Raw genomic sequence first — 23,217 nt, forward strand, 5'->3', positions numbered from 1 at the left:
AGTTTGTTGTGCGTTGCTCCCTACGCCTCTTGTTGCCCGCCGCCATGGCGGGCTTTTTTTGGGTATCACAAATGCCCTGAACCCGGCGCCGCCCAGGCCGCCAGGGGCAGCGGTGGTTGCTGGTCGAGGATCCGCCGCCAGATCAAGGCCAGCCTGCCGCCATCGAACAGGGCTGCGGCGCCGCCCCCGATCCACCCTCTGGGCTGGGTGACCACCCACCGCCCGGAGGGGTCGCGCCGGGCCATTTCGAAGCGGAAACTGTAGCTGCCCGGCATGCCCATGCGCAGATCGGTGACCACCAGCGAATCACCAATGATGTCGTAGCGCAGCCAGTCGTCGGTGAACCAGCGCAGCCGCTCGTGCAACGCCGAACCGCGAAGCACCCTGGCCACCTCCAGGTTGCGCGACTGGCGCAGCATCTCTGGAGACTCGCGATCAAACCAGCTGCTCACACCTTCGTAGTAGTCACCCTCCGGTGTTTTCGCCAGTGTCCGCCAGATCAGGCTGTTGAAGGCTATAGGCACCGCACGGACCTCGCCGGGGGTGACGCCTTGTGCCCGCAAGGCCAGCTCGAAGCGCTGCTCGGCGGCCATGCGCCCAGCCAGGCCGAACCCCAGGTACGCGGTACTGCACGCCAACGCCAGCGCCAGCAGCGAGGTCGCCCTGCCCTGCAGCCCCTTGATCGCCGTATAGCCGACCGCCAGCAGCAACGGCACGGTGTACACCGGGTCGATGATGAACACGGCGGCCCAGCTCTGCGGCGTCAGGTGCAGTGGCCAGAACAACTGGGTGCCGTAGACGGTGAAAGCGTCGAGAATGGGATGGGTGACCAGTGCCAGCCAGAAAGCCAGGAACAGCCGGGGCCGGGTGTAACCCTTGTCCGGCCAGCGCCAGGCAACCAGCCAGGCCAGCACCAGGGCCAGCCCAGTCAGGACAAAGATCGAGTGGGAAAAGCCGCGATGAAAAGTCATCTGCGACACCGGATCGGCGTAGCGGATCACCACATCCAGATCGGGTACGGTGCCCAGAGCGGCGCCGTAGAGCAATGCGCGGCGGCCTTGCAGTCGACCCAACACGGTGCCTTGCAAGGCTGCGCCGAGCACGGCTTGGGTAAGTGAGTCCAAGGTGGCGATTCTCCCGCACGATCGACCAAGGTAACCAGAAACGCGCGCAAACCGTCCGAAGGCCTGCGCGCTGGCGAGGGTCACATGGCGTGACGCAGCATTTCCACCACCTGCGCATGCAGTGCTGGATCGCCGCAAGCCACCACGCAACCGCCGTTCTGGGCCGAACCGCCATCCCAGGCGGAGATCACCCCGCCCGCGCCTTCGATGATCGGCATCAAGGCCTGCACGTCATACGGCTGCAGGCTCGCCTCGACAATCACATCGACAAAGCCCGACGCCAACATGCAATAGGCGTAGCAATCACCGCCGTAGCGCATGAGGCGAGCCTTGCCGGCCACGGCCTCGAAAGCCGCCTTGCGCGCCGGGGTATCGAACATGTCGGGGGTGGTGCACATCAGCGTGGCCGAGTTCAAGTCAGCACAGCCACGGGTCTTGAGCGGCGTCTGCCCACGCCAGGCACCTTGGGGGGTGCCGACGAAGCGCTCGCCCGTGAACGGCTGGTTCATCACGCCGACCACAGGGCGCGCGCCATCATTGAGGGCGATCAGGGTGCCCCACAATGGCAGACCGGTAATGAAGGCGCGGGTACCATCGATCGGGTCAAGCACCCAGGTCAACGGGCTGCTGCCCATTGCCGTGCCCTGCTCCTCACCCAGGATGCCATGGTCCGGATAACGAGACTGGATCAATCGGCGCATCGCTTCTTCGGCGGCCTTGTCGGCGACGGTCACCGGATCGTAAAGGCGCCCACCCTTGTCCTCGACGTCCAGGCTGGCGCGAAAGTAAGGCTTGATCGCCTCCGCGGCGGCATCGGCCAGCTGCTCGGCGAAAGAGCGGAATTCGTCGGTCTGTTCGGGGCTCAGGAACATGGAGCGGGCCTCGTGATTGAAAGGACCCGCATGATACCCGACTGCGCGGCGCGGCGGATGACTGGCACCGACAATGATATTGTTATGCCATTATTGCCACTTCATTTAATCGTCACTCAATCGTTGTACTAGCATAGCAAGCAGCTCCAATGGCCCCGCCGGCAGTCAAGGATGCTGGTCACTGGCGCGCGCGGGCCCCCGTTCCACCGCATATCATGGATGACACGATGAATTCGCACCTGCTGTTTCCGCAGATCGGCAAAGCCATATCCAGTACCGGTAGCCGCCACTTTCCCAGGCACCTGCACGACCTGATCCAGACCCACCTGACCATTGACGCGACGCATATCCGTCAACTGCGAATCGACCCGGCGTGCGCCAGCCAGCCTGACACGACACTGATCAACGAGACGGTATTCAGTGCCGGCGATCCCGGTGAGGGCTTCGACGATTCGTCGCGCTTGCACCTGACCCGACGCAAGGATGGCTACCGCTACGAAATCACCGTGCTGCGGGCGGGCACGCGCAATGGTTTTTCTGCCATCGAACGCAGCCGGTTGGAAGATATTTCGCCCTTGTTGCTGCCTATGCTCGAGAAGCACATCAATGCGTTGCAGCCCGCCACCGTCGGGCTGGCGGATCTGGACAGCCTGGGTCAACGGTTCCTTGAACGACTGCGTCAAACCGGAATCAGCCTCTCGGAACGCGAGATGCAGGTATGCAAAGGGCTGCTAGCCGGGCGTACGGCGCCACAGCAGGCGCAGCACTTGCTGCTGAAGGTCAATACAGTGGAGAGTTACCTGCGCCGCGCCGCAATCAAGTTGGGAATCAGTGGCCGGCATTCGCTGATGCGGTGGATGTATGCCGAGGCCTGAGGGTTGTCACCGGCTTGGTGCCGGTGACGCACGCGGACTATGCGGGGGTTGGAGAAAATGGGGCAGCAGGCACAGCAGCCATGACGTTGTTCAGGGTTACCGCAGGACTTGAGAATCAGCGCTGGCGCGCCACCTGCCACAACCGCGCCACATCCCCGGCCCGCGCCTTCAATAACGTCTTTGCCTCGGCGCAGGCCTGTTCCAGGCTCATCGGCCCACTGGCCAAGGCAAAGGCGGCATCGATGCCCTGTGCGTACAACTGCTCGTAGCCGGCCCCCAGGGTCCCCGCCAGCACCACCACCGGCACGCCGTGGCGCTTGGCCACCCGCGCCACGCCGAGCGGCGTCTTGCCGCGCAGGGTCTGGGCATCGAAACGGCCTTCGCCGGTGATCACCAGGTCCGCGCCCTGCACCAGCTCATCCAGGCCGGCCAGCTCGGCAACGACCTCGACGCCCGGGCGGAACCGCGCGCCCATGAACGCCTTGGCGGCGAACCCCATGCCCCCGGCCGCGCCGCTGCCCGGCTGGTCACGCACATCCTTGCCCAGCAGCGCCGCGCAATGATCGGCGAAATGCGCCAGGGCCAGGTCCAGGGCCTGCACCTGCTCGGGACTGGCACCCTTCTGCGGGCCGAAGATCGCCGAAGCGCCGTTGGCGCCGCACAGCGGGTTGTCGACATCGGCGGCGACGTCCACCCGCACCTGCGCCAGGCGCGGATCCAGATCGCTGGCATCGATTCGCGCCAGTTGCGCCAGGGCCAGTCCGCCCTCGGCCAAGGGCGCGCCCTGTGCATCCAGCAGTCGCAGGCCCAGCGCGCGCAGCATGCCGCTGCCGCCATCGTTGGTGGCGCTGCCGCCGATGGCCAGGACGATGCGCGAGGCACCGGCCGCCAGCGCCGCGGCCACCAGCTCACCGGTGCCCCAGGTGCTGCTGCGGCAGGCGTCGCGCTGGCCGTTGGGCACCAGCTGGATGCCACTGGCCTGGGCCATCTCGATCACCGCCGTGCGGCTCGCGGCCAGCCAGCCCCAGCCCGCCTCGACCGGCTCGCCCAACGGGCCGCGCACCACCTGGCGGCGCAACTCGCCCTGGCTGGCGGCGACAATCGCCTCCATGGTGCCTTCACCGCCATCGGCCATCGGGCATTCGATGCGCTCGGACGCCGGCCAGACCTCGGCCAGGCCGGCGGCGATGGCGCGGGCGACGCCGGCGGCGTCGAGGCTGTCCTTGAACGAGTCGGGGGCGATGACGATCTTCATGGGGATTCTCCTGTCCTGTTGCCGTGCATGCTGACAGGTGTGCGCCAGAGCGGCCTCGGTCGGATGCACAAAACACAAGGGCGTTGTTTGGGCGGATGCCTGTTCGCGACGCTACAACCCCTTTGCCGGCAACAGCTGCAGTCCCAGATACAGACTCAACATCCCCTCCATCCGCAACGGATCCACCTCCCCCAACTCGGCAATCCGCTCCAGTCGATAACGCAGGCTGTTGCGATGGATCCCCAGCGCCTCGGCACAGGCTTGGCTCTGACCATCATGGGCGCACCAGGCGCGCAAGGTGAGCAGCAACTGGCCGCTGGCATCCTTGGCGCGGATGCGTTGCAACGGTTCGAGCAGTTCATCCAGCGCATCGTCGTTGCGATGCCGCCAGAGCAACGCCGGCAGGCGATAGCGGGCCAGGCTCAGCAGGCGTTCGTCAGGCAGCACTTCTCGGCCATAGGCCAGCAGGTCGCGCACCCGTCGATAGCCACGGCGCAACTGCTCAAGGCTCTGCGCCGGACTGCCCAGCGCCAGGCGTTCCACGTCCCAGCCATGGCGCTGCAGGCGCTCGAACAGGCGCGGCTCGTCCAGCACCACGCCCGCCGGACGGCACCACAGCAACGACTGGCGCGCAGGACTGACACACCAGCTGTCCGGGTAACGGTTCATCAGCCAGGCCGACAGCGCTTCGGCCGGCGGCCCGGCGCGCAGTTCGAACAGACAGGGAATTCGTGGCAGGTTGGGCTTGAGCCCCAGTTGCTGGGCCTCGTCGACCAGGCGAGGTGAATCACCGCTGCCACCCAGCAACAGCGCCAGCAGGTCGTCGCAGCGCTGGCGACGCCATTGCTGCTCCACCTGCAGGTGACGCTGGGCCAGCAACATCTCGGCGGTCATGCGCACCAGCTCGCCGTAGGTGCGCAGTTGCTGCGGATCACCGGTCAGTCCCAGCACGCCGATCAGCCGGCCATCGAGCATCAGCGGCAGGTTGACACCGGGCTGCACGCCTTTGAGGCACTTGGCCGCGTCCGTATCCAGTTCAACGATACGACCGTTGGCCAGCACCAGTTGCGCGCCTTCGTGGCGGGTATTGATGCGCTCGGGCTCGCCACTGCCGAGAATCAGGCCCTGGCTGTCCATCACGTTGACGTTGCACGGCAGGATGGCCATCGCCCGATTGACGATGTCCTGGGCCAGGTCGTGGTCCAGCTCGAACATTGCAAGGGTCCTTCGACTTTGGTCGGCGGCACAGCAGCCTGCACCTGAGGCTGTGCAAAAGCACAAAGACAGCCGCGCTACACTCCCCGAGACTGCTCAAGGCGAGCGCCGGCACAGGCGACGCGGTGACAACCATAACAACAGAGAACCCGATCATGGCACACAGCCCCGCCCCTGACCAAGGCATCGAGAGCACCCGCAACGCGCTGTACCGGCGCATTACCCTGCGGCTGATCCCGTTCATTTTCATCTGCTACCTGTTCAACTACCTGGACCGCGTCAACGTCGGCTTCGCCAAGTTGCAGATGCTCGACGCGCTGAAGTTCAGCGAAACCGTGTACGGCCTCGGCGCCGGCATCTTCTTCATCGGCTACGTGCTCTGCGGCCTGCCCAGCAACCTGGCGCTCAACCGCTTCGGCCCGCGGCGCTGGATCGCGCTGATGATGATCGCCTGGGGCAGCCTGTCCACCTGCCTGCTGTTCGTCACCACCCCCACCGAGTTCTATGCCCTGCGTCTGCTCACCGGCGCCGCCGAGGCGGGCTTCTTCCCCGGCGTGGTGCTGTATCTCTCGCGCTGGTTCCCGGCCGACCGCCGCGGCCGCATCATGGCGCTGTTCATGTCGGCGATCCCGGTGTCCGGCCTGCTCGGCGGACCGTTCTCCGGCTGGATCCTCGACCACTTCGCCGCCGGCCAGCATGGCCTGGCCGGCTGGCAGTGGATGTTCCTGATTCAGGGGCTGCCCACCGTGGTACTCGGCGCGCTGGCGATCGTACTGCTCAGTGACGGTTACCAGAGCGCCCGCTGGCTGAGCCCGGCCGAGCGCCAGCTGATCGAGGCGGACCTGAAGGCCGACGCCGCCAGCAAGCCGGCCACCCGCGGCGACAGCGTGCTGTCGGTGCTGAGCAACCCGCTGATCTGGACCTTCGGCTTCGTCTACTTCTGCATCCAGAGCGGCGTCTACGCCATCAACTTCTGGCTGCCGTCGATCATCAAGAACATGGGCTTTGACAGCCCGCTGCTGATTGGCTGGCTGAGCGCCATTCCCTACCTGCTGGCCGGGGTGTTCATGATCCTGGTCGGACGATCGGCGGACCTGCGCAACGAACGCCGCTGGCACCTTGTGGTGCCGATGCTGATGGGCGCCCTGGGCCTGCTGATCGCGGTGAACTTCGCCGGCAGCCCGACCATCGCCATCCTCGGCCTGTCCATCGCCACCATGGGCGCGCTGACCGGCCTGCCGATGTTCTGGCCGATGCCGACTGCACTGCTGACTGCAGGCACCGCGGTGGCGGGCCTGGCGATCATCAACTCGGTGGGGCAAATGGCGGGATTCCTCAGCCCTTACCTGGTGGGCTTCATCAAGGACCAGACCGGTTCGACCGACGCGGCGCTGTATGCGCTGGCGGGGTTGATCGTGGTCGGCAGCCTGGTGGCGTTGCGGGTTTCGCGAGGTGGAAGTGCCGTGTTGGCTGGAGCCCGCTAGACAGCAGACAACCTCATCGCGGGGCAAGCCCGCTCCCACGTCTGTAGCCAGCCGGCACAGGATCTGTGGAAGCGGGCTTGCCCCGCGATGGTCATAACGCTAGTTGCGAGGCTTCCACCCCGCCTCGTGCAACGCCGTCAACAGCGTGTCTCCCTCCAGCGCCGGCACCACCAGCCCGCCCTTGCCCTGCATCGTCCGCCCCGCCAGCAAGGCGTTGACGATCGCCTCCTCCACCGCCTCCGCCGCCGCCATGAACAGCGCCGAGATATGGTCGTTGTTGAGCATGCGCACCGCCGTGCACTGCGCCAGCCCTTTGCGCGCATAGTCCGCTGCGGGCAGGTCCTGGTTGCCGGTGGAAAACGCCAGGAAGATATCGCCGCTGGAGTCCTCGGTACCGCCGCCGGTACGGGCGATACCGATCGACGCCCGCTGCGCCAGGCGCTGGCACTGGTGCGGCAGCAAGGGCGCGTCGGTGGCGATCACCACCACGATCGAACCCATACCCGGGGTGCCCGCCTCGGCCTCGGCGAAGGGCGACGGCAGGTGACCCAGCTGACGCCCGACCGGATAGCCGTCGACCCGCAGCTCGCGCCGCTGGCCATGGTTGGCCTGGACCAGGACGCCGACGGTCCAGCCCCCCTGGTCATCTGCCAGGCGCCGCGAGGCCGTGCCGATACCGCCCTTGAACTCATGACAGATCATTCCCGTACCACCACCCACCGGGCCTTCCTGCACCGGGCCGGACTCCGCGGCCTGCTGCGCCTCGCGCACCTGCGCCGGCGTCACGTGCTGCCCCCAGATGTCATTGAGCAGGCCATCATAGGTTTCCATCACCACTGGCATGCACCAGTACACCGCGTCGTCCGGCAGGCGCTCGCGCTCGGCGGCGATCAGCGCGTCGCGCACGACGCCGACGCTGTGGGTGTTGGTGATGGCAATCGGCGTGGTCAGCAGCCCGGCCTCGCGGATCCACTCCAGCCCCGTGGCGTCGCCGTTGCCGTTGAGCACATGGCAACCGGCAAAGCACGGTTGCTGGCGGGCCGCACCCACGCGTGGCTCGATCAGGGTCACCCCGGTGCGGATCGGCACCGGGCGTTGTTCGTCGACCAGGGTGCTGTGGCCGACCCGTACTCCCGGTACGTCGGTGATGGCATTGAACGGGCCCGGGGTGCCGTGGCCGAGGGTGATGCCCAGTTGACGCGCACGCATGTGTACTCCTTGGATGCTCACAATTTCTGGAAAGTCGGGCTGAGGCGGCCGTGGGTGCTGTACAGCACCATCGACACGGCCAGCAGCCCGAGAATGATCGACAGGTCGCGCAGCGACGCCTCGCGCAGCAAGGTCACCAGCAGCCAGCCGGCGCCGCTGACCGCCAGCAGGGCCGGCAACGGCCACAGCGGCATGCGATACGGGTGCTCACGGTCGCGCCGCAGTACCCGGCTGCACAGCGCGCAGGCCGCCACCACCAGGTAAATCAACAGCAACAGCAGCACGGTGAACGAAGTCAGTTGCTCCAGGCTGCCGGACAGGCTCAGCAATGCCGAAGGGACGGCCAGGAACAGGGTCGCCAGCCACGGCGACTCCCAGCGCGGATGGATCAGCGTGAAGGCGCGATTGAGGGTTGGCGTCCAGATCGCATCGCGGCCGCTGCTGTAGACCACCCGGCCGACCTGGATGACGATGGCGACGATGGCGTTGAACACCGAGAGGAAGATACCGGCGCTGACCAGTCGCGCCAGGGTCTCGTTGCCATGGGCGGTCAGCAGGTAGCCGATCGGATCACCGCTGGCCAGCATCGCCTGCAGCGACGGCGCGCCGATCAGCAGCGCCGCCAGTGGAATCACCTCGATCGCCACAACCACCGCCAGCGACCACAGCACTGCGCGGTGCACGGTACGGCCACGGTCCTTCATGTCCTCGGCGAGCAACACCGCGCCACCGTAGCCGTTGAAGGCGAACAGGGCCATGCCCACCGCCCCCAGCACCAGCGCCCAGGGTGCGACGACCAGGCTGCCCTGCTCGAGCATCTGCGGTTGCAGCAAGCTCGCCACTGGCTGGCTGGCGTTGCCGAAACCCAGTGTCACGATAACCAGCAACGCGGCGACCTCGCAGAACAGGAAAAGCCCGGTGATCCAGGCGTTCAGGCGAATATTGAGGATGCCCAGCGCATAGCTCGACACCACGATCACCAGGGCCACTGCCTGGGTGTCGAACGTGGTACCCAAGGCGTTGTTCAGGTAGGTGGCGGCACCGGCGGCGAGCACCGGCGGGATGAACAGCATCGAGGCCAGCACGGTGAGGAAGGTGGCGTAGCCGGCCAGCCCACCGAACACCCGCTTGGCGTACACGTACTCACCGCCGGCGGAGCTGTGGGCACGCCCCAGTTCGGCGTAGCACCAGGCGAACATCAGCGCCAGGGCCGCAGCCATGATGAAGGAAAGAAAGGCGCCGCTGCCGGCTTGCTGGATGGCGAACGGGGCGATGACGAACACGGAACTGGCCGGGGTCACCGCCGACACGGTGATGGCGACCACGTCGAACACCCCCAGCCGTTGCTGGAGCGCGCCCGTGGGCGCTGCGCTGGAGCTCATGGCGTTTTTCCTCTGGTTGTTATTGGTTGTGAGGGGAAAACCGGTCACGCGGCCGCTGGACCTGGGCTGGACTGTAGGCCGAGCGAACGCCCGGGCCAATTACCCTTAGGGGGTACGCCCCTTGACGCCGAGGTGAAAAGCTCTGAACACTGCGGGAGCCTTGTCGCGGGCGAGCCCGCTTCCTTCACTCTCATGGCGCCGCCGCATGCATAACCTGTTCACCGAAGCCAGTACCCACGCAGGCCTGGCCCGCACCGTCGAGCAGATCGGCCAGCCGCGCTTCTGGCGCCAGCTGATCCTGTTGCTGCAGCAATGGCTGGCGTTCGACAACGCGCTGGCGATGGTCTACCCGCGCGCCGGCCTGCCCCGCGCGCTGGAGATCTTCGATGCCCGGGGCGAAGGCAATCCCGAGGCCATGGCCTTGTACCTGAGCGGGCTGTACCAGCTCGACCCGTTCTACCAGGCCTGCCAGGAGCGCATCGGCGATGGTCTGCATCGCCTGGAGGAAGTGGCGCCGGACCAGTTCCGCCAGAGCGAGTACTACCTCAAGTACTTCCACGACCATGTGCTGGAAGACGAAGTGCAGTTCATTGTGCAGTTGGGTGAAAGTGGCGCCCTGTCGTTGTCGCTGGGCCGCCGCGAGCGGTTTGACAGCGCCAGTCATGGATTGCTGGCGATGGTGTGCCCGTGGGTGGTCGCGCTGATGGCCCAGCACTGGCTGCAGCTGAGCCTGCGCCCGGCGCCAGCGACGGGCATGGCCCACCAAGTACGCGACGCCATGAGCCTGTTTGGAGCGAAAGTGTTGTCGGAGCGCGAGCTGGAAATCGCCCGACTGATCCTGCGCGGGTATTCATCCAAGGCCATGGCCGAGCGGCTGGCCATTTCGCCGGAGACCATCAAGGTCCATCGCCGGCACCTGTACGCCAAGCTGGACATCTCGTCGCAGCCAGAGCTGTTTTCGCTGTTCCTGCAGTCACTGGGACATGATCCGCAGGACCCGTGACGACCCCGGGGGCGCATTGCGCCCCCGGGTCCCAAGCCAGACTCAGCGTCTGGCGACCATCCCCGCCACGCGATCCACCGCGATCCGGGTCTTGTCCACCAGCTCATCCAGCTCGCTTCGGCTGGCCACCAGCGCCGGCGCCATGATCATCCGCCCCAGGGTCGAACGGATGATCACTCCTTCCTCGAAACCGAAGGTGCGGCACTGCCAGGCCAGGTCGTTCTCGTTGGCGAAGCGCTTGCGCGTGGCCTTGTCCTCGACGAACTGCAGCGCCGCCACCAGTCCGGCGCCCTGCACCTCGCCGATCAGCGGGTGATCGGCGAACACCTCACGCAGGATGCGCTGCAGGTACGGACCGGTGTCGTCCTTGACCTGACGCACGATGCCTTCATCGCGCAAGGCCTTGAGGTTGGCCACCGCCACCGCCGCCGCCACCGGGTGGCCGGAATAGGTCAGGCCGTGGGCGAACACCCCGCCCCGCTCCACCAACGCCTCGGCGATGCGCTTGCTCAGCACCAGGCCGCCCATGGGCACGTAGCCGCTGGTCAGGCCCTTGGCGATGGACAGGGTGTCGGGCTCGAAACCGAAGTGCTGGTGGGCGAACCACTCGCCGGTACGACCGAAACCGCCGATCACCTCGTCGGCGCACAGCAGCACATCGTACTGGCGGCAGATGCGCTGGATCTCCGGCCAATAGCTCTCGGGCGGGAAGATCATGCCGCCGGCGCCCTGGAACGGCTCGGCGATGAAACCGGCGACGTTCTCGGCGCCCAGTTCGAGGATCTTCTCCTCCAACTGCAGGGCGCAGCGGCGGCCAAACTCGGCCGGGGTCAGCTCGCCACCCGCGGCGAACCAGTAAGGCTCGTCGATATGCGCAACGTCCGGGATCAGCCCGCCCATTTCATGCATGAACTTCATCCCGCCCAACGCCGTGGCCGCCAGGGTCGAGCCGTGGTAGCCGTTCCAGCGGCCGATCATGATCTTCTTGCTCGGCTGGCCGACCACCTGCCAGTAGCGGCGCACGGTGCGGATCAGCACCTCGTTGGCCTCGGAGCCGGAGTTGGTATAGATGGCGTGGCTGTAGTGACCCGGCAACAGGCTGAACAACAGCTCGGACAGTTCGATCACCGCCGGGTGGGTGGTGTGGAAGAACATGTTGTAGTACGCCAGCTGGTCCATCTGCGCGGCGGCGGCAGCGGTCAGGTCCTTGCGGCCATAGCCGAGCTGGGTGCACCACAGGCCGGACATGCCGTCCAGATAGCGGCGGCCGTCGTTGTCCCACAGGTACAGGCCTTCACCGCGGGTGATGACCCGTGGGCCCTCGGCGTTGAGCGCCTTCTGGTCGAGGAAGGCGTGGATGTGGTGGGCGGCGTCGCTGGCCTGGTAGTCGCGGGTGTCGCGTTTGGGCGAGAAAGGTGCGTTCATTGTTGTGCTCCTCGGGTGAATGTCAGCGCAGCTGGATCCAGGTGGTCTTGAGCTGGGTGTACTTGTCGAACGAATGCAGCGAGAGGTCGCGGCCAAAGCCGGACTGGCGCCCGCCGCCGAAGGGAACGGTCACATCCAGGGCATCGACGGTGTTGACCGACACCGTGCCGGCCTTCAGCCGCCGGGCCACGCGGTGGGCGCGGTTGAGGTCGTCGCTCCAGACCGATGCGGCCAGGCCGTAGACGCTGTCGTTGGCCAGGGCGATGGCCTGCTCCTCGTCGTCGAAAGCACTGACCGCCAGCACCGGGCCAAAGATCTCCTCGCGGGCCAGGGCCATGTCCTGGCGCACGTCGGTGAAGATCGTCGGCGTGATGAAGTTCTGCGAGCCGTTGACGCTCAGCCGCTCGCCGCCGCACAGCAGGCGCGCGCCCTCGGCCCGGCCCTGGGCGATGGCCGCCTCGATGCGCGCGGTCTGCCCGGCATCGACGATGGAGCCGGCGCGGCTGGCCGGGTCCAGCGGGTCGCCCGGCAACCATTCACGGGCCTGGCGAAGCAGGCGCTCGACGAACTCGTCATGGATCGAGCGCTGCACATACAGCCGCGAGTTGGCCGAACACACCTCGCCCTGGTTGAAGAAGATGCCGAACGCCGCCTTCTGCGCCGCCAGATCGAGGTCGCGGCAGTCGTCGAACACCAGATTCGGGCTCTTGCCGCCGCATTCGAGCCACACCTGCTTGAGGTTGGACTGCGCCGAGTACTGCATGAAGTACTTGCCCACCTGGGTCGAGCCGGTGAACACCAGGCAGTCCACGTCCGGGTGCAGGCCCAGGGCGCGGCCCGCGGTCTCGCCCAGGCCTGGTACCACGTTGAGCACACCCTCTGGCAGCCCGGCCTGCAATGCAAGCTCGGCAAGGCGCAGGGCCGAGAACGGCGACTGCTCGGCGGGCTTGAGCACCACGCTGTTGCCTGCGGCCAACGCTGGGGCAACCTTCCAGGCGGCCATGTCCAGCGGGAAGTTCCACGGCACCACCGCGCCGATGACGCCCAGCGCCTCGCGGCTGATCATTGCCACGGCGCTGGCCGCGGTCGGCGCGACCTGGTCGTAGAGCTTGTCCAGCGCCTCGCCGTACCAGGCGAAGACGTGGGCTGCGCCGGGGACGTCGATGTTGTAGGCGTCCATCACCGGCTTGCCCATGTTCAGCGAATCGAGCAGCGCCAGCTCCTCACGGTGGGCCAGCATCAGCTCGGCCAGGCGCAACAGCACGCGCTTGCGCTCGGCCGGTGCCATGCGTGCCCAGGGGCCGTGCTCGAAGGCTCGGCGGGCGGCACGCACCGCTTGGTCGATCTCGTCGTCGGCGCAGGCGGCGACCTGGGCCAGGCAACGCCCGGTCGCCGGATTGACGGCGGCGAAGGTGACGCCGTCGCGGGCCGCCACCGGGCGGCCGTCGATCAACGCGGTGGTGATGAAGCTTTGCCGTGCAGCGCGCTGCTGCCAATCGCTTTTCGTATGCACGCAGGTCTCCCCTCCGGCCACACGCGGGGCCGGTGATTGTCGTTGTCTGGATGAGGTAAAACGGTGGTTCAGCGCCGTCGCAGGTAGCTTTCCAGCGGGTCCTTGCTCAAGCCTTCCTGGGCCTGGGCCAGCGAGGCAATGAACAGCGAGAACAGCTCGGCCTGGGTGGCGATGTCGAGCTTGGCGTAGAGGTTCTTGCGATGGGTCTTGACGGTGTCCTCGCTGATCCCCAGGCGCTCGGCCAGCGAGCGCGTGGAATGGCCGCGCAGCAGGTACTGGGCGACATGACATTCGCGCTCGGTGAGCAGGGAGGAGCCGAAATTGTTCAGCGCGGCGTTGATCTGCCGCCCCAGCGCGCTCTCGAAGCGTCCGCCCAGGGCCTCGGCATCCAGCTGCCCCCAGTGTCGGCGCACCACCGCCACCACCCAGGCGGCGACGCACTTGAGCTCGGCCACCTGGCGGCTGCCCAGGCGCCGGGTGCTGCCCAGGGCCACGGCGATGGACAGCTGGGCGTCCAGCGGCACCAGGTAGTTGAGTTCGTCCTCCAGGTGGGCATGCTGGTAGAACGAGGTGTAGTACTCGCTGCGCTTGAAATGATCGGGGGCGACATCGCTCAGGCGATAGCAGCCGGCGGCCACCCCGTCCATGCAGGCGCGGTAGAACGGGCACAACAGGTAGTAGCCTTCGAGGTACTTCTGCACGTTGCCTTCGGGCAGCCAGGGCCCCTCGTCGTCCTTGGCGAACAGTGCCGAGGGCAGACCTTTGCGTGGGTACAGGAACACCGTGATGGCCTGGCACGGCGCCAGTTGGTTGAGGGCGGCGAACAATGCCTCGACGAAAACGGGTGTGCCGATGGCGTCGACCACGCGGGCCATCTGCGCATACCAGTCGGGCGAATTCAGCTGGGCGTTGCTCATTGTTATTGTCCCCGCCAGGGTGAGTGCTGGGCGGGATTGTTTCATGGGGGGGACGGGGCGGCTATCACCCTTCGGGGTGAGGAACTCGGTGGATTACCAGCATGAATTGATGAGGCTAAAGCTCTGCGAGGGAGCAAGAGATACACGACGACAATAGGTTGAGCTAACCCGATGCTCCCCGAAAGACGCTAAGTACCCGGCTGAGGTCAACCGCCATATCGTCCATCAGTAGTGCGTTATCCGCAGCTGCGAGGTGTTCGGGCAGCATACCTTGCAGCAGGTTAGGTTCAAAATCATCAGGATTTGCATGAACGGTTCGCAGGTACAACTCTGCCTGTCCCTTGGAGTAGATAGAAATCCGTTCACGAGCGCCAGGGACAGTTTTGACATACTGCCCAAGTTCGGCAGGGTACAAGCGCGTCATGTTCCTTACATCAAGAGGATCGGATACGCCCCGTCTCAACACTGGCTGATAACTATATGCAGAAAAACTCGGAGGACGACTACCGATATGGCTATAGACAGTGCCAGCACCCGAGATGTCCCCCGCGACCATCTGCGCACTTTCAGCTGGCAAGATTCTGCCTTGCTTTTCAAGTACTCGCACAGCTCGCGATGCCAATGTGTCAGGACGCTGTTGAAGGTGCCAGGCCCCCAGGGAGAACTTGAGCGACTGGCGCAAGCGCCCCCAACCTGTGCTGTGCTTGATATGCCCCGATGGATCACTGGCGTTCATCGGATCATTCAAACAATACGCGTATGCATTGACTCCGGCTTTGCCGAAAGGACTCCAGCTATCAGGCGAATTGAAACGCATCAGCAAAGGGTTGAATCCTCGGTAGCCATTACCCAACAGATAATGCTCAGTAAACGCCTCACTGAGAGTTCCGGTGTACCCCAGGCGGTGAGCTGTGGCTTGCTGTCCTCGGCTGCCAAAGGGCGCATAGCTGTACGAGGCCGAAGACGTGAACAAAATGGATCGCTGCCGATCGGATGGTGATAGACAGATGAAACGCCTGATTTTAAGCAACGTATCAACCCTCCCGGCAAGACAAGAAATCCAATATGGCATACCTTTCACTGCCTCACAGCTGGTAGAAATATCAGGTGCTTCGGCGCCATAGCGCTAAAGTGAGCTCACGTCCGCAAGCGTGCCAGGGCAAAAATGCAGGCTAGCCCTGCAGATTTGCCAATTGTGCGAGGTAATTTTGCATGACAGGATCGTTCGATCCGCCCGCGCATTCCAGGACTTCACTTGGAAAATCAATAACAAAGCAGGGAGACCGCGATGACCGCGCATGCTCAACCCTCGGCAACGGATCAGGTACTGGCCGAGGTCCGCAACCACATTGGCCACCTCACCCTCAACCGCCCCGCCGGCCTCAACGCCCTGACCCTGGACATGGTGCGCAGCCTGCAGCGCCACCTCGACCAGTGGGCCCAGGATCCGCAGGTGCACGCCGTGATGCTGCGTGGCGAGGGGCCCAAGGGCTTCTGCGCCGGTGGCGATATCCGCTCGCTGCACGACAGCTACAAGGCCGGCGAGAAACTCCACGAGGACTTCTTCGTCGAGGAATACGCCCTGGATCTGTGCATCCACCGCTACCGCAAGCCGGTGCTGGTGCTGATGGACGGTTTCACCCTCGGCGGCGGGATGGGCCTGGCACAGGGTTGCGACCTGCGCATCGTTACCGAACGCAGCCGCCTGGGCATGCCCGAGGTGGGCATCGGCTACTTCCCTGATGTCGGCGGCAGCTACTTCCTGCCCCGGGTACCGGGCGAGCTGGGTATCTACCTGGGCGTCAGCGGCAGCCAGATCAAGGCGGCCGATGCCTTGTACTGCGGCCTGGCCGACTGGTATGTCGACAGTGAGAAGCTCGCGGTCCTCGATGACAGGCTCGACCGCCTGGCGTTCGGCGCCAACCCGCTCAAGGACCTGCAAGGCTTGCTCGCCGGGTTGGGCACCCAGACCTTGGCGGACGCGCCACTGGCGCAACTGCGCCCGGTGATAGACCACTTCTTCGCCCTGCCCGACCTGCCGAGCATCATCGAGCAGTTGCGCGCCGTGACCATCGGCGACAGTCGCCAGTGGGCGCTGGACACCGCCGACCTGCTGGAAACGCGCTCGCCGTTGGCCATGGCCGTGACTCTGGAACTGCTGCGTCGCGGCCGCCACCTGGCCCTGGAAGACTGCTTCGCCATGGAACTGCACATCGACCGCCAGTGGTTCGCCCATGGCGACATCATCGAAGGCGTGCGCGCCCTGATCGTCGACAAGGACAAGCAACCCCGCTGGAATCCGCCGACCCTGGCCGGCCTCACCACCCAGCAGGTCGACCAATTCTTCGAAGGCCTGTGAGCCCGGGAGTACACAGATGCAAGACCTGGAACTGAGCGAAGAGCAGATCATGATCCGCGACATGGCCCGCGATTTCGCCCGCGGCGAGATCGCGCCCCATGCCCAGGCCTGGGAAAAGGCCGGCTGGATCGACGATGACGTGGTGCGCAAGATGGGCGAACTGGGCCTGCTCGGCATGGTCGCCCCGGAGCAGTTCGGTGGCAGCTACACCGACTATGTGGCCTACGCCCTGGCGGTGGAGGAAATCTCCGCCGCCGATGGCGCCACCGGGGCGATGATGAGCATCCACAACTCGGTGGGTTGCGGCCCGCTGCTGGCCTACGGCACGCCCGAGCAGCAGCAGGCCTGGCTGCCGCAACTGGCCAGCGGCGAGGCGATCGGCTGCTTCTGCCTGACCGAGCCGCAGGCCGGCTCCGAGGCCCACAACCTGCGCACCCGCGCCGAACTGGTCGATGGCCAGTGGGTGATCAACGGCGCCAAGCAGTTCGTCAGCAACGCCCGCCGCGCCAAACTGGCCATCGTCTTTGCCGTGACCGACCCGGAACTGGGCAAGAAAGGCCTTTCGGCCTTCCTGGTACCCACTGACAACCCAGGCTTCAAGGTCGACCGCAGCGAGCACAAGATGGGCATCCGCGCCTCCGACACCTGCGCGGTGACCCTGGACGACTGCCGCATCCCGGCCGCCAACCTGCTGGGCGAGCGCGGCAAGGGGCTGGCCATCGCCCTGTCCAACCTCGAAGGCGGGCGCATCGGCATCGCCGCCCAGGCCCTGGGCATTGCCCGCGCGGCGTTCGAGGCGGCGCTGACCTACTCCCGCGAGCGCATCCAGTTCGGCAAGCCGATCAACGAGCACCAGAGCATCGCCAACCTGCTGGCCGACATGCAGGTGCAGGTCAACGCAGCTCGCCTGCTGATCCTGCATGCCGCGCGCCTGCGCAGCGCCGGCAAGCCTTGCCTGTCGGAGGCCTCCCAGGCCAAGCTGTTCGCCTCGGAGATGGCCGAGCGGGTCTGCTCGATGGCGATCCAGGTGCATGGCGGGTACGGCTACCTGGAAGACTACCCGGTGGAGAAGTACTATCGCGATGCGCGCATTACCCAGATCTACGAGGGTTCCAGCGAGATCCAACGCATGCTGATTGCGCGTGAGTTGAAGCATTACACGGTTTGAGCCCGGCCATTGCCTCAGGCCATACGCGATCCCTGTGGGATCGCGTAATGTCGGTCATCATGCGCTCAATGAGATTTATTCGTCTCATATGATACAATTGTGGATATTTCGTCGCCGAATCCGGACTCGAGGTCCCACATGCGTAGAACCCTCCAGGAAGAGCGCCTGCTCAAAGCCCTGGCCCAGGCCATTGTCGTCCACCCCCGCGCCACCCTCAAGGAGCTGGCGGAAACCGCCGGGGTCAGCAAGGCGACCCTGCACCGTTTCTGCGGCACCCGCGACAACCTGGTGAAGCTGCTCGAGGACCATGGCGAGCAGGTGCTCAACCAGGTCATCCTCGAAGCCGACCTGGAACGCATCGAACCGCTGGCCGGTATTCGTCACCTGATCGCCGAACACCTCAAGCACCGCGAGTTGCTGATGTTCCTGATGTTCCAGTACCGCCCCGACACCTTGCTCAACGACGCCGAGGACCTGCGCTGGCAGGCCTATATCCAGGCCATGGACGCGTTCTTCCTGCGCGCCCAGCAGTTGGGCGTGCTGCGCATCGATATCAGCGCGGCGGTGTTCACCGAAACGTTCATGACCCTGGTCTACGGCATGGTCGATGCCGAGCACCGTGGCCGCGCCGCGAGCGCCGACAGCGCGCGGACGGTCGAGCAGCTGTTCCTGAACGGCGCCCGGCCACAGGGCTGACGGCTATTGATCGGTGCCGCCCGCCAATTCCTCGATGCTGATCTCACGCATCCTGAACTTCTGTACCTTGCCGGTCACGGTCATCGGGAACGCGTCGACGAAGCGAAAATGCCGCGGCACCTTGAAATGCGCGATGCGCGCCCGTGCCCAGTCTCGCAGCGCGTCCTCGCCCAGCGCCTGACCCGGGTGAAGACGGACCCAGGCGACGATCTCCTCGCCATAGCGGCTGCAGGGAATGCCGATGACCTGCACGTCGGCCACCGCCGGGTGGGTGAAGAAGAACTCCTCAAGCTCCCGCGGGTAGATGTTCTCGCCACCGCGGATGATCATGTCCTTGCTGCGGCCAACGATACGCACATAGCCTTCATCGTCCATCACCGCCAGGTCGCCGGTGCGCATCCAGCCATCGGCATCGATGCTCTCGGCGGTGGCCTTGGGGTTGTTCCAGTAGCCGAGCATTACGCTGTAGCCGCGGGTGCACAGCTCGCCGATTTCGCCGCGTGCCAGGGTGCCACCTGTGCTGTCGATCACCTTGTTCTCCAGCCACGGCTGGGTGCGGCCGACGCTGGTCACCCGACGCTCCAGATCGTCGGCGGCACCGGTCTGCAACGAAACCGGGCTGGTCTCGGTCATGCCGTAGGCGATCTGCACCTCGCCCATATGCATCTCGTCGATCACCCGGCGCATCACCTCGATCGGGCAGGTGGCGCCGGCCATGATGCCGGTGCGCAGGCTGCTCAGGTCGAACTCGTGGCGGCGTGGGTGGTCGAGCTCGGCGATGAACATGGTCGGCACACCGTATAGCGCGGTGGCGCGCTCCTCGGCCACTGCCTGCAAGGTCAGCAGCGGATCGAAGGCGTCGTTGGGGTAGATCAGGGTGCTGCCGTGGGTCATGCAGCCGAGGTTGGCCATGACCATGCCGAAGCAGTGGTACAGCGGCACCGGCACCACCAGCCGGTCGTGCTCGGTCAGCCCGAGGCTTTCGCCGACCATGTAGCCGTTGTTGAGGATGTTGTGGTGACTGAGGGTGGCGCCCTTGGGGAAACCGGTGGTGCCGGAGGTGTACTGGATGTTGATCGGCTCATGCCGGTGCAGGCTGGCCTGGCGTACGGCCAACTGCCCGGCGTCGATTTCGCCGGCGCGGGCCTGCAATGCCGACCAGGCCAGGAAGCCATTGGGGGGCGTGGCGGCCAGGCTGATGACCCCACGCAGCTCGGGCAGGCGCGCGCTGTGCAACTCGCCCGGCCGGCAGGCGCCGAGCTCGGGCGCCAGGTCCAGCAGCATGGCGTGGTAGTCGGAGGTCTTGAAGGCGTCGGCGCAGATCACCCATTGGCAGGCCGACTGGCCCAGGGCGTACTCTAGCTCGCTGGTGCGGTAGGCCGGGTTTATGTTGACCAGAATCGCGCCGATCTTGGCGCTGGCGAACTGGGTGATGCACCACTCGGCGCAGTTGGGTGCCCAGATGCCCAGGCGATCGCCGGCCTGCAGGCCCATGGCCATCAGGGCGCGGGCGTGCTGGTCGACGGCCTCTGCCAGTTGTCGCCAGGTGTAGCGCAGGTGCTGGTGGCGAACCACCAGGGCTTCGCGGTCGGCGAAGCGGGCGACCGTGGCGTCGAAGACGTCGCCGATGCAGTGGGTAAGCAATGGAGTGGCTTTTGAGCCTTGGGTATGGCTGGGCTGGGGCATGGGCTGTCTCTTGTCTTTGTTTTTCCTGACATGGCCCTATCGCGGGGCAAGCCCGCTCCCACCGGTCCAGTGTGGCCGGCGTGGGAGCGGGCTTGCCCCGCGATGGCGCTAGCGAACGAACACCTGCGGCGTGGTGGTCGACATGTCGCCACCAGGCAGCTTGATGTTCTTCACCTTCTCCAGCGTATTCGGATCGAACACCGCCAGGTCGTTGAAGGTGCCGCCCAGGTAGAGCTTGTCGCCGGCCTTGTCGAAGGTCACGCAGTAGTAGGTATGGTCGAGGTTGGCGGCCTTGACCAGTTTCTTCTGCTGGATGTCGTAGCGGGCCAGGCGGTTGAGCACGCCGTACATCTGGTTCGGATCCTTCGGCGAGCGCAGGCCGGTGAAGTACAGCTCGGTCAGCTCGGCGAACTCCTGGGTGTGGGCCTTGCCGGTCTTCAGGTCGATGCTCAGGTAGCCGTACAGCGGCTCGGCGGTGGCCGGGTCCTGCTTGGCATCCTTGAACTTCGCAATGGTGTAGAGCATCGAGAACTCATGCCGCGAACTCTGGTGCGGCCAGAAGTACAGCACATCGGGGGCGCTGTAGCCCGGGCGGTTCCAGCTGCGCAGTGGCAGCGCGACGCTGTACTTGCCGGTCTTGACGTCGAGCTTGTAGATGTCCGGCCCGGCCACGTACAGGCTGCCGTCGTCAGCGGCGCGCATCAGGTACACCTGGCGCGGCATCGGGAACGAGCGCACGGGCTTGGCGTCGAGGCCATCGCGGGTGCGGAACACCTCCAGGCGCGGCGGCTTGACCACGTAGTGGTCATTCAGGCGCTGGCTGGGGTTGACCGTGGCGTAGACCTCCTTGCCGTCGGGGCTGATGGCGAAGGAGTACATGGCCTTGCCGACCTCGCCCGGCACGCTGGAGAGGTTGGCGTGGAAGGTGGTCTTGCAGCTGTCCAGGTCGATGCCGTAGATGTCGGCGAAATGGTTGTTCAGCACATAGGCGGTGCGGTTGTCCGGCGCCATCATCGCCGTGCCGGGGCCGAACGAATCGGGCATGCGGCAGGTCTTGTACAGCGTGTCGCTGGCCACCTCGACCACGTGCAGGTTGTTCGGGTAGTTGGTGGCGATCAGGTATTCATGGCCAGCCTTCAAGGCCTTTGCCTCGTCGGCCTGGGCCGCCCAGGCGCAGGCCGTGGCGGCGACGGTGAGCGCGAGCTGCGCGCAGAATCCAGCTTTCATGCGGTTTCCCCTTGTCGTTCTATTTGTCTTTCGGGAATACGGTGCCGAGGTTGCGCCAGTCTTCGGCGGAGTTGCTCGCCTGGGCGTTCCAGTCCTGGTAGGTGCTCATCATGTCCGGCACCTGGGCCGGCCACCAGCAAGGGTCGGAGCAACCGTACAGGTCGGCCTCCATCGGCTGGCACAGCGAGCTGACGCCGCCGAAGGCATCCACCTCCCAGCCCGGGTCGGTGGTGGCGGTGCAGCCGGCCACCGCGCTCATGGCCAGCACTTCGTCGACGCGGTCTTCGGCGGCGGCCTGTTCAAGAATGCGCGCCTTGTTGTTCAGCGGTTTGAGGTGCTTCATGTCAGTGCGCCTTCCTGGGAGTGATGTAGTGATCGATGAAGGCCGGGTTGGCGGCCATGATGCGGCTGTAGACCTCGATGCCAAAGTCGACCCAGTCGCGCATCAGCTCGCAGTAGTGGTAGGTCGGGTGCTGCGGATCGCCGTAGCGGGCGTAGCTCTCGTGGTAGCAGCCGCCGGAGCACAGGTTGCGGATGCGGCAGCTGTCGCAGCCGGTGCCGCTGCGGTCCAGACGCTGCGAGAGAAAATCATTGAGCTGCGCCTGCTTCACGCCTTGATGCACGTTGCCGAAGGTCGGCAAGCTGGAGCCGGTGAAACGGTGGCACAGGTTCAGCTCGCCCTCGTGGTCGACCGCCAGCATCTTCAACCCGGCCCCGCACGGCAGGGCCTTCTTGTGGCCCTCGTGGATATCGGTGATCAGCTGATGCAGGTTGGAGAAACCGATGTTGCGGTGCTCCAGCGCCGCCTCCAGGTAGCGCCGGCCCAGGGCCTTCATGTTGGCGAACACCTGCACCAGCTCCTCGCCTGTGAGGTTGAAGTCGGCCATGTCGCCGGAGGTCACCGGGGCGAAACCGACCTCGGCGAAGCCCAGTTCGTTGAACAGGTGGTTCCAGATGGTCTCGATGTCGGTGATGCCACGGGTCAGGGTGACCCGCGCCCCCACCGGCCGGCTGCGGTAGCGCGACAGCAGCATGTCGGCCTTGCGCCGTACCACGTCGTAGGTGCCCTGCCCGCCCACGGTGATGCGGTTGCGGTCGTGTACGGTCTTGGGCCCGTCGATGCTGACCGACAAACCGAAACGGTGGGCGTCGAGCCAGTCGACGATTTCCTCGGTCAGCAAGGTGGCATTGGTGGTCATGATGAACTCGACCTGCTTGCCCGCCTCGGCGAAACGCCGCTCGCAGTAGGTCACCATGTGCTCGATCAGCGCCCGGTTGGACAGCGGTTCGCCGCCGAAGAACACCACGCTGTAGCGCTGCTCGTCGGGCGACTCCTTGAGCAGCATCTCCACCGAGGCCTCGGCGGTGGCCGTGTTCATCTTGCGCCCGGCCGACGGCTTGTCGAGGTCTTCCTTGTAGCAGTAGGTGCAGCTCAGGTTGCAGCCGGTGTTGACGTTGAGCACCACAGTGTTCAGCGCCGTACGCTCGACCTGCTTCAGGGCGATCTCCGGGGTCAGCGGCGAGCCGTCGCTGACCACTTCAAGGGCGATCAGCTCGCGCAGGGTTTCCTCGATGTCCTGCCCGGAAAACTGCTGGCCGAGACGTTGCATCAGCTCCTCGGCGGAGCAGCCCTGGCGGCGCAAGGTGTCGATGATGCCGCCGGTCACCGCGTCGGCGGCGAACAGCGAACTGCTGGGGATATGAAACAGCATGCGGTCGGCATCCACCTGCACTTCGTGCAGGTTGCGTTCGACCAGGTTCAGTAGTGCGCCCATGGCGACCTCCCGGGATTCGATGCGTCAGTTGA

Annotated in this window: 20 protein-coding genes; 6 read left to right on the top strand and 14 right to left on the bottom strand. The window is 65.6% G+C overall.

The window, feature by feature from the left end; translation table 11 throughout:
• Positions 1-65 precede the first annotated feature (65 nt).
• Positions 66-1,124, bottom strand: coding sequence for a metal-dependent hydrolase (locus tag AC25ND_RS24950; RefSeq protein WP_062363384.1), 1,059 nt, complete (start codon positions 1,122-1,124; stop codon positions 66-68).
• 80 nt (positions 1,125-1,204) lie between these two features.
• Positions 1,205-1,996, bottom strand: a complete 792-nt coding sequence (gene hisN, locus AC25ND_RS24955; protein ID WP_028692072.1) for a histidinol-phosphatase — start codon at positions 1,994-1,996, stop codon at positions 1,205-1,207.
• 227 nt (positions 1,997-2,223) lie between these two features.
• On the opposite strand from hisN, the gene AC25ND_RS24960 reads away from it, so the two are divergent.
• Positions 2,224-2,871 (top strand): helix-turn-helix transcriptional regulator, encoded by a 648-nt coding sequence (locus AC25ND_RS24960; protein ID WP_062363381.1) that lies wholly within the window; start codon positions 2,224-2,226, stop codon positions 2,869-2,871.
• A gap of 115 nt (positions 2,872-2,986) precedes the next feature.
• Here AC25ND_RS24960 and AC25ND_RS24965 read toward each other — a convergent pair whose 3' ends face one another.
• Both AC25ND_RS24965 and AC25ND_RS24970 read right to left on the bottom strand, forming a co-directional pair.
• Entirely contained in the window at positions 2,987-4,126 is a 1,140-nt protein-coding gene (locus tag AC25ND_RS24965; RefSeq protein ID WP_028692074.1) for a glycerate kinase, read from the bottom strand.
• A gap of 111 nt (positions 4,127-4,237) precedes the next feature.
• Positions 4,238-5,341: a sugar diacid recognition domain-containing protein gene (locus AC25ND_RS24970; protein ID WP_028692075.1), complete on the bottom strand. Its 1,104-nt coding sequence runs from the start codon at positions 5,339-5,341 to the stop codon at positions 4,238-4,240.
• Positions 5,342-5,496: 155 nt separating this feature from the next.
• On the opposite strand from AC25ND_RS24970, the gene AC25ND_RS24975 reads away from it, so the two are divergent.
• Positions 5,497-6,825 carry an MFS transporter gene (locus tag AC25ND_RS24975; protein WP_028692076.1) on the top strand — a complete coding sequence of 443 codons (1,329 nt, stop codon included), beginning with the start codon at positions 5,497-5,499 and terminating at the stop codon, positions 6,823-6,825.
• Positions 6,826-6,924: 99 nt separating this feature from the next.
• On the opposite strand, the gene AC25ND_RS24980 is transcribed toward AC25ND_RS24975, so the two are convergent.
• A complete protein-coding gene (locus AC25ND_RS24980) occupies positions 6,925-8,034 on the bottom strand; it encodes a DmpA family aminopeptidase (RefSeq protein ID WP_062363378.1) in 1,110 nt (369 codons plus the stop codon).
• A gap of 17 nt (positions 8,035-8,051) precedes the next feature.
• A complete protein-coding gene (locus tag AC25ND_RS24985) occupies positions 8,052-9,416 on the bottom strand; it encodes an APC family permease (RefSeq protein WP_028692078.1) in 1,365 nt (454 codons plus the stop codon).
• Positions 9,417-9,621: 205 nt separating this feature from the next.
• Here AC25ND_RS24985 and AC25ND_RS24990 point away from each other — a divergent pair, with 205 nt between their 5' ends.
• Positions 9,622-10,419 carry a helix-turn-helix transcriptional regulator gene (locus AC25ND_RS24990; RefSeq protein ID WP_062363376.1) on the top strand — a complete coding sequence of 266 codons (798 nt, stop codon included), beginning with the start codon at positions 9,622-9,624 and terminating at the stop codon, positions 10,417-10,419.
• A 42-nt stretch (positions 10,420-10,461) separates the two neighbouring features.
• On the opposite strand, the gene AC25ND_RS24995 is transcribed toward AC25ND_RS24990, so the two are convergent.
• From AC25ND_RS24995 to AC25ND_RS25010, 4 genes are all read right to left on the bottom strand, one after another.
• Positions 10,462-11,844 carry an aspartate aminotransferase family protein gene (locus tag AC25ND_RS24995; RefSeq protein ID WP_062363373.1) on the bottom strand — a complete coding sequence of 461 codons (1,383 nt, stop codon included), beginning with the start codon at positions 11,842-11,844 and terminating at the stop codon, positions 10,462-10,464.
• A 22-nt stretch (positions 11,845-11,866) separates the two neighbouring features.
• The gene (locus AC25ND_RS25000; RefSeq protein WP_062363370.1) at positions 11,867-13,357 is read right to left on the bottom strand and encodes an aldehyde dehydrogenase; all 1,491 of its coding nucleotides are present in this window, start codon (positions 13,355-13,357) and stop codon (positions 11,867-11,869) included.
• A gap of 68 nt (positions 13,358-13,425) precedes the next feature.
• A complete protein-coding gene (locus AC25ND_RS25005) occupies positions 13,426-14,274 on the bottom strand; it encodes a helix-turn-helix transcriptional regulator (RefSeq protein WP_062363367.1) in 849 nt (282 codons plus the stop codon).
• 163 nt (positions 14,275-14,437) lie between these two features.
• A complete protein-coding gene (locus AC25ND_RS25010) occupies positions 14,438-15,346 on the bottom strand; it encodes an RHS repeat-associated core domain-containing protein (RefSeq protein WP_082750489.1) in 909 nt (302 codons plus the stop codon).
• A gap of 216 nt (positions 15,347-15,562) precedes the next feature.
• Here AC25ND_RS25010 and AC25ND_RS25015 point away from each other — a divergent pair, with 216 nt between their 5' ends.
• From AC25ND_RS25015 to AC25ND_RS25025, 3 genes are all read left to right on the top strand, one after another.
• Positions 15,563-16,633, top strand: a complete 1,071-nt coding sequence (locus AC25ND_RS25015; RefSeq protein WP_062363364.1) for an enoyl-CoA hydratase/isomerase family protein — start codon at positions 15,563-15,565, stop codon at positions 16,631-16,633.
• Between the two features lie 16 nt (positions 16,634-16,649).
• Positions 16,650-17,801, top strand: coding sequence for an acyl-CoA dehydrogenase family protein (locus tag AC25ND_RS25020; RefSeq protein ID WP_062363361.1), 1,152 nt, complete (start codon positions 16,650-16,652; stop codon positions 17,799-17,801).
• 138 nt (positions 17,802-17,939) lie between these two features.
• Complete coding sequence (locus AC25ND_RS25025; protein WP_028692085.1) at positions 17,940-18,497, top strand: TetR/AcrR family transcriptional regulator; 558 nt, start codon at positions 17,940-17,942, stop codon at positions 18,495-18,497.
• Positions 18,498-18,500: 3 nt separating this feature from the next.
• On the opposite strand, the gene AC25ND_RS25030 is transcribed toward AC25ND_RS25025, so the two are convergent.
• The 4 genes from AC25ND_RS25030 to peaB form a co-directional block, all read right to left on the bottom strand.
• Entirely contained in the window at positions 18,501-20,183 is a 1,683-nt protein-coding gene (locus AC25ND_RS25030; protein ID WP_062363359.1) for an AMP-binding protein, read from the bottom strand.
• Between the two features lie 108 nt (positions 20,184-20,291).
• Complete coding sequence (peaD, locus tag AC25ND_RS25035) at positions 20,292-21,410, bottom strand: quinohemoprotein amine dehydrogenase subunit beta (protein WP_062363356.1); 1,119 nt, start codon at positions 21,408-21,410, stop codon at positions 20,292-20,294.
• A 19-nt stretch (positions 21,411-21,429) separates the two neighbouring features.
• Positions 21,430-21,753 (bottom strand): quinohemoprotein amine dehydrogenase subunit gamma, encoded by a 324-nt coding sequence (qhpC, locus tag AC25ND_RS25040; RefSeq protein WP_028692088.1) that lies wholly within the window; start codon positions 21,751-21,753, stop codon positions 21,430-21,432.
• Position 21,754: 1 nt separating this feature from the next.
• Entirely contained in the window at positions 21,755-23,185 is a 1,431-nt protein-coding gene (gene peaB, locus AC25ND_RS25045; RefSeq protein WP_062363353.1) for a quinohemoprotein amine dehydrogenase maturation protein, read from the bottom strand.
• Positions 23,186-23,217 lie beyond the last annotated feature (32 nt).

The sequence above is a fragment of the Pseudomonas sp. P110(2024) genome (assembly GCF_057480795.1).

Coding starts and splice junctions, on each gene's coding strand:
- AC25ND_RS24980 (WP_062363378.1), bottom strand. CDS start 8,034: ATGCGTGCGCGTCAACTGGGCATCACCCTCGGCCACGGCACCCCGGGC.
- hisN (WP_028692072.1), bottom strand. CDS start 1,996: ATGTTCCTGAGCCCCGAACAGACCGACGAATTCCGCTCTTTCGCCGAG.
- AC25ND_RS25020 (WP_062363361.1), top strand. CDS start 16,650: ATGCAAGACCTGGAACTGAGCGAAGAGCAGATCATGATCCGCGACATG.
- AC25ND_RS24990 (WP_062363376.1), top strand. CDS start 9,622: ATGCATAACCTGTTCACCGAAGCCAGTACCCACGCAGGCCTGGCCCGC.
- AC25ND_RS25005 (WP_062363367.1), bottom strand. CDS start 14,274: ATGAGCAACGCCCAGCTGAATTCGCCCGACTGGTATGCGCAGATGGCC.
- AC25ND_RS25030 (WP_062363359.1), bottom strand. CDS start 20,183: ATGCCCCAGCCCAGCCATACCCAAGGCTCAAAAGCCACTCCATTGCTT.
- AC25ND_RS25010 (WP_082750489.1), bottom strand. CDS start 15,346: ATGCCATATTGGATTTCTTGTCTTGCCGGGAGGGTTGATACGTTGCTT.
- AC25ND_RS25025 (WP_028692085.1), top strand. CDS start 17,940: ATGCGTAGAACCCTCCAGGAAGAGCGCCTGCTCAAAGCCCTGGCCCAG.
- AC25ND_RS24985 (WP_028692078.1), bottom strand. CDS start 9,416: ATGAGCTCCAGCGCAGCGCCCACGGGCGCGCTCCAGCAACGGCTGGGG.
- AC25ND_RS24965 (WP_028692074.1), bottom strand. CDS start 4,126: ATGAAGATCGTCATCGCCCCCGACTCGTTCAAGGACAGCCTCGACGCC.
- AC25ND_RS24975 (WP_028692076.1), top strand. CDS start 5,497: ATGGCACACAGCCCCGCCCCTGACCAAGGCATCGAGAGCACCCGCAAC.
- peaB (WP_062363353.1), bottom strand. CDS start 23,185: ATGGGCGCACTACTGAACCTGGTCGAACGCAACCTGCACGAAGTGCAG.
- AC25ND_RS24995 (WP_062363373.1), bottom strand. CDS start 11,844: ATGAACGCACCTTTCTCGCCCAAACGCGACACCCGCGACTACCAGGCC.
- AC25ND_RS24960 (WP_062363381.1), top strand. CDS start 2,224: ATGAATTCGCACCTGCTGTTTCCGCAGATCGGCAAAGCCATATCCAGT.
- peaD (WP_062363356.1), bottom strand. CDS start 21,410: ATGAAAGCTGGATTCTGCGCGCAGCTCGCGCTCACCGTCGCCGCCACG.
- AC25ND_RS25015 (WP_062363364.1), top strand. CDS start 15,563: ATGACCGCGCATGCTCAACCCTCGGCAACGGATCAGGTACTGGCCGAG.
- qhpC (WP_028692088.1), bottom strand. CDS start 21,753: ATGAAGCACCTCAAACCGCTGAACAACAAGGCGCGCATTCTTGAACAG.
- AC25ND_RS24970 (WP_028692075.1), bottom strand. CDS start 5,341: ATGTTCGAGCTGGACCACGACCTGGCCCAGGACATCGTCAATCGGGCG.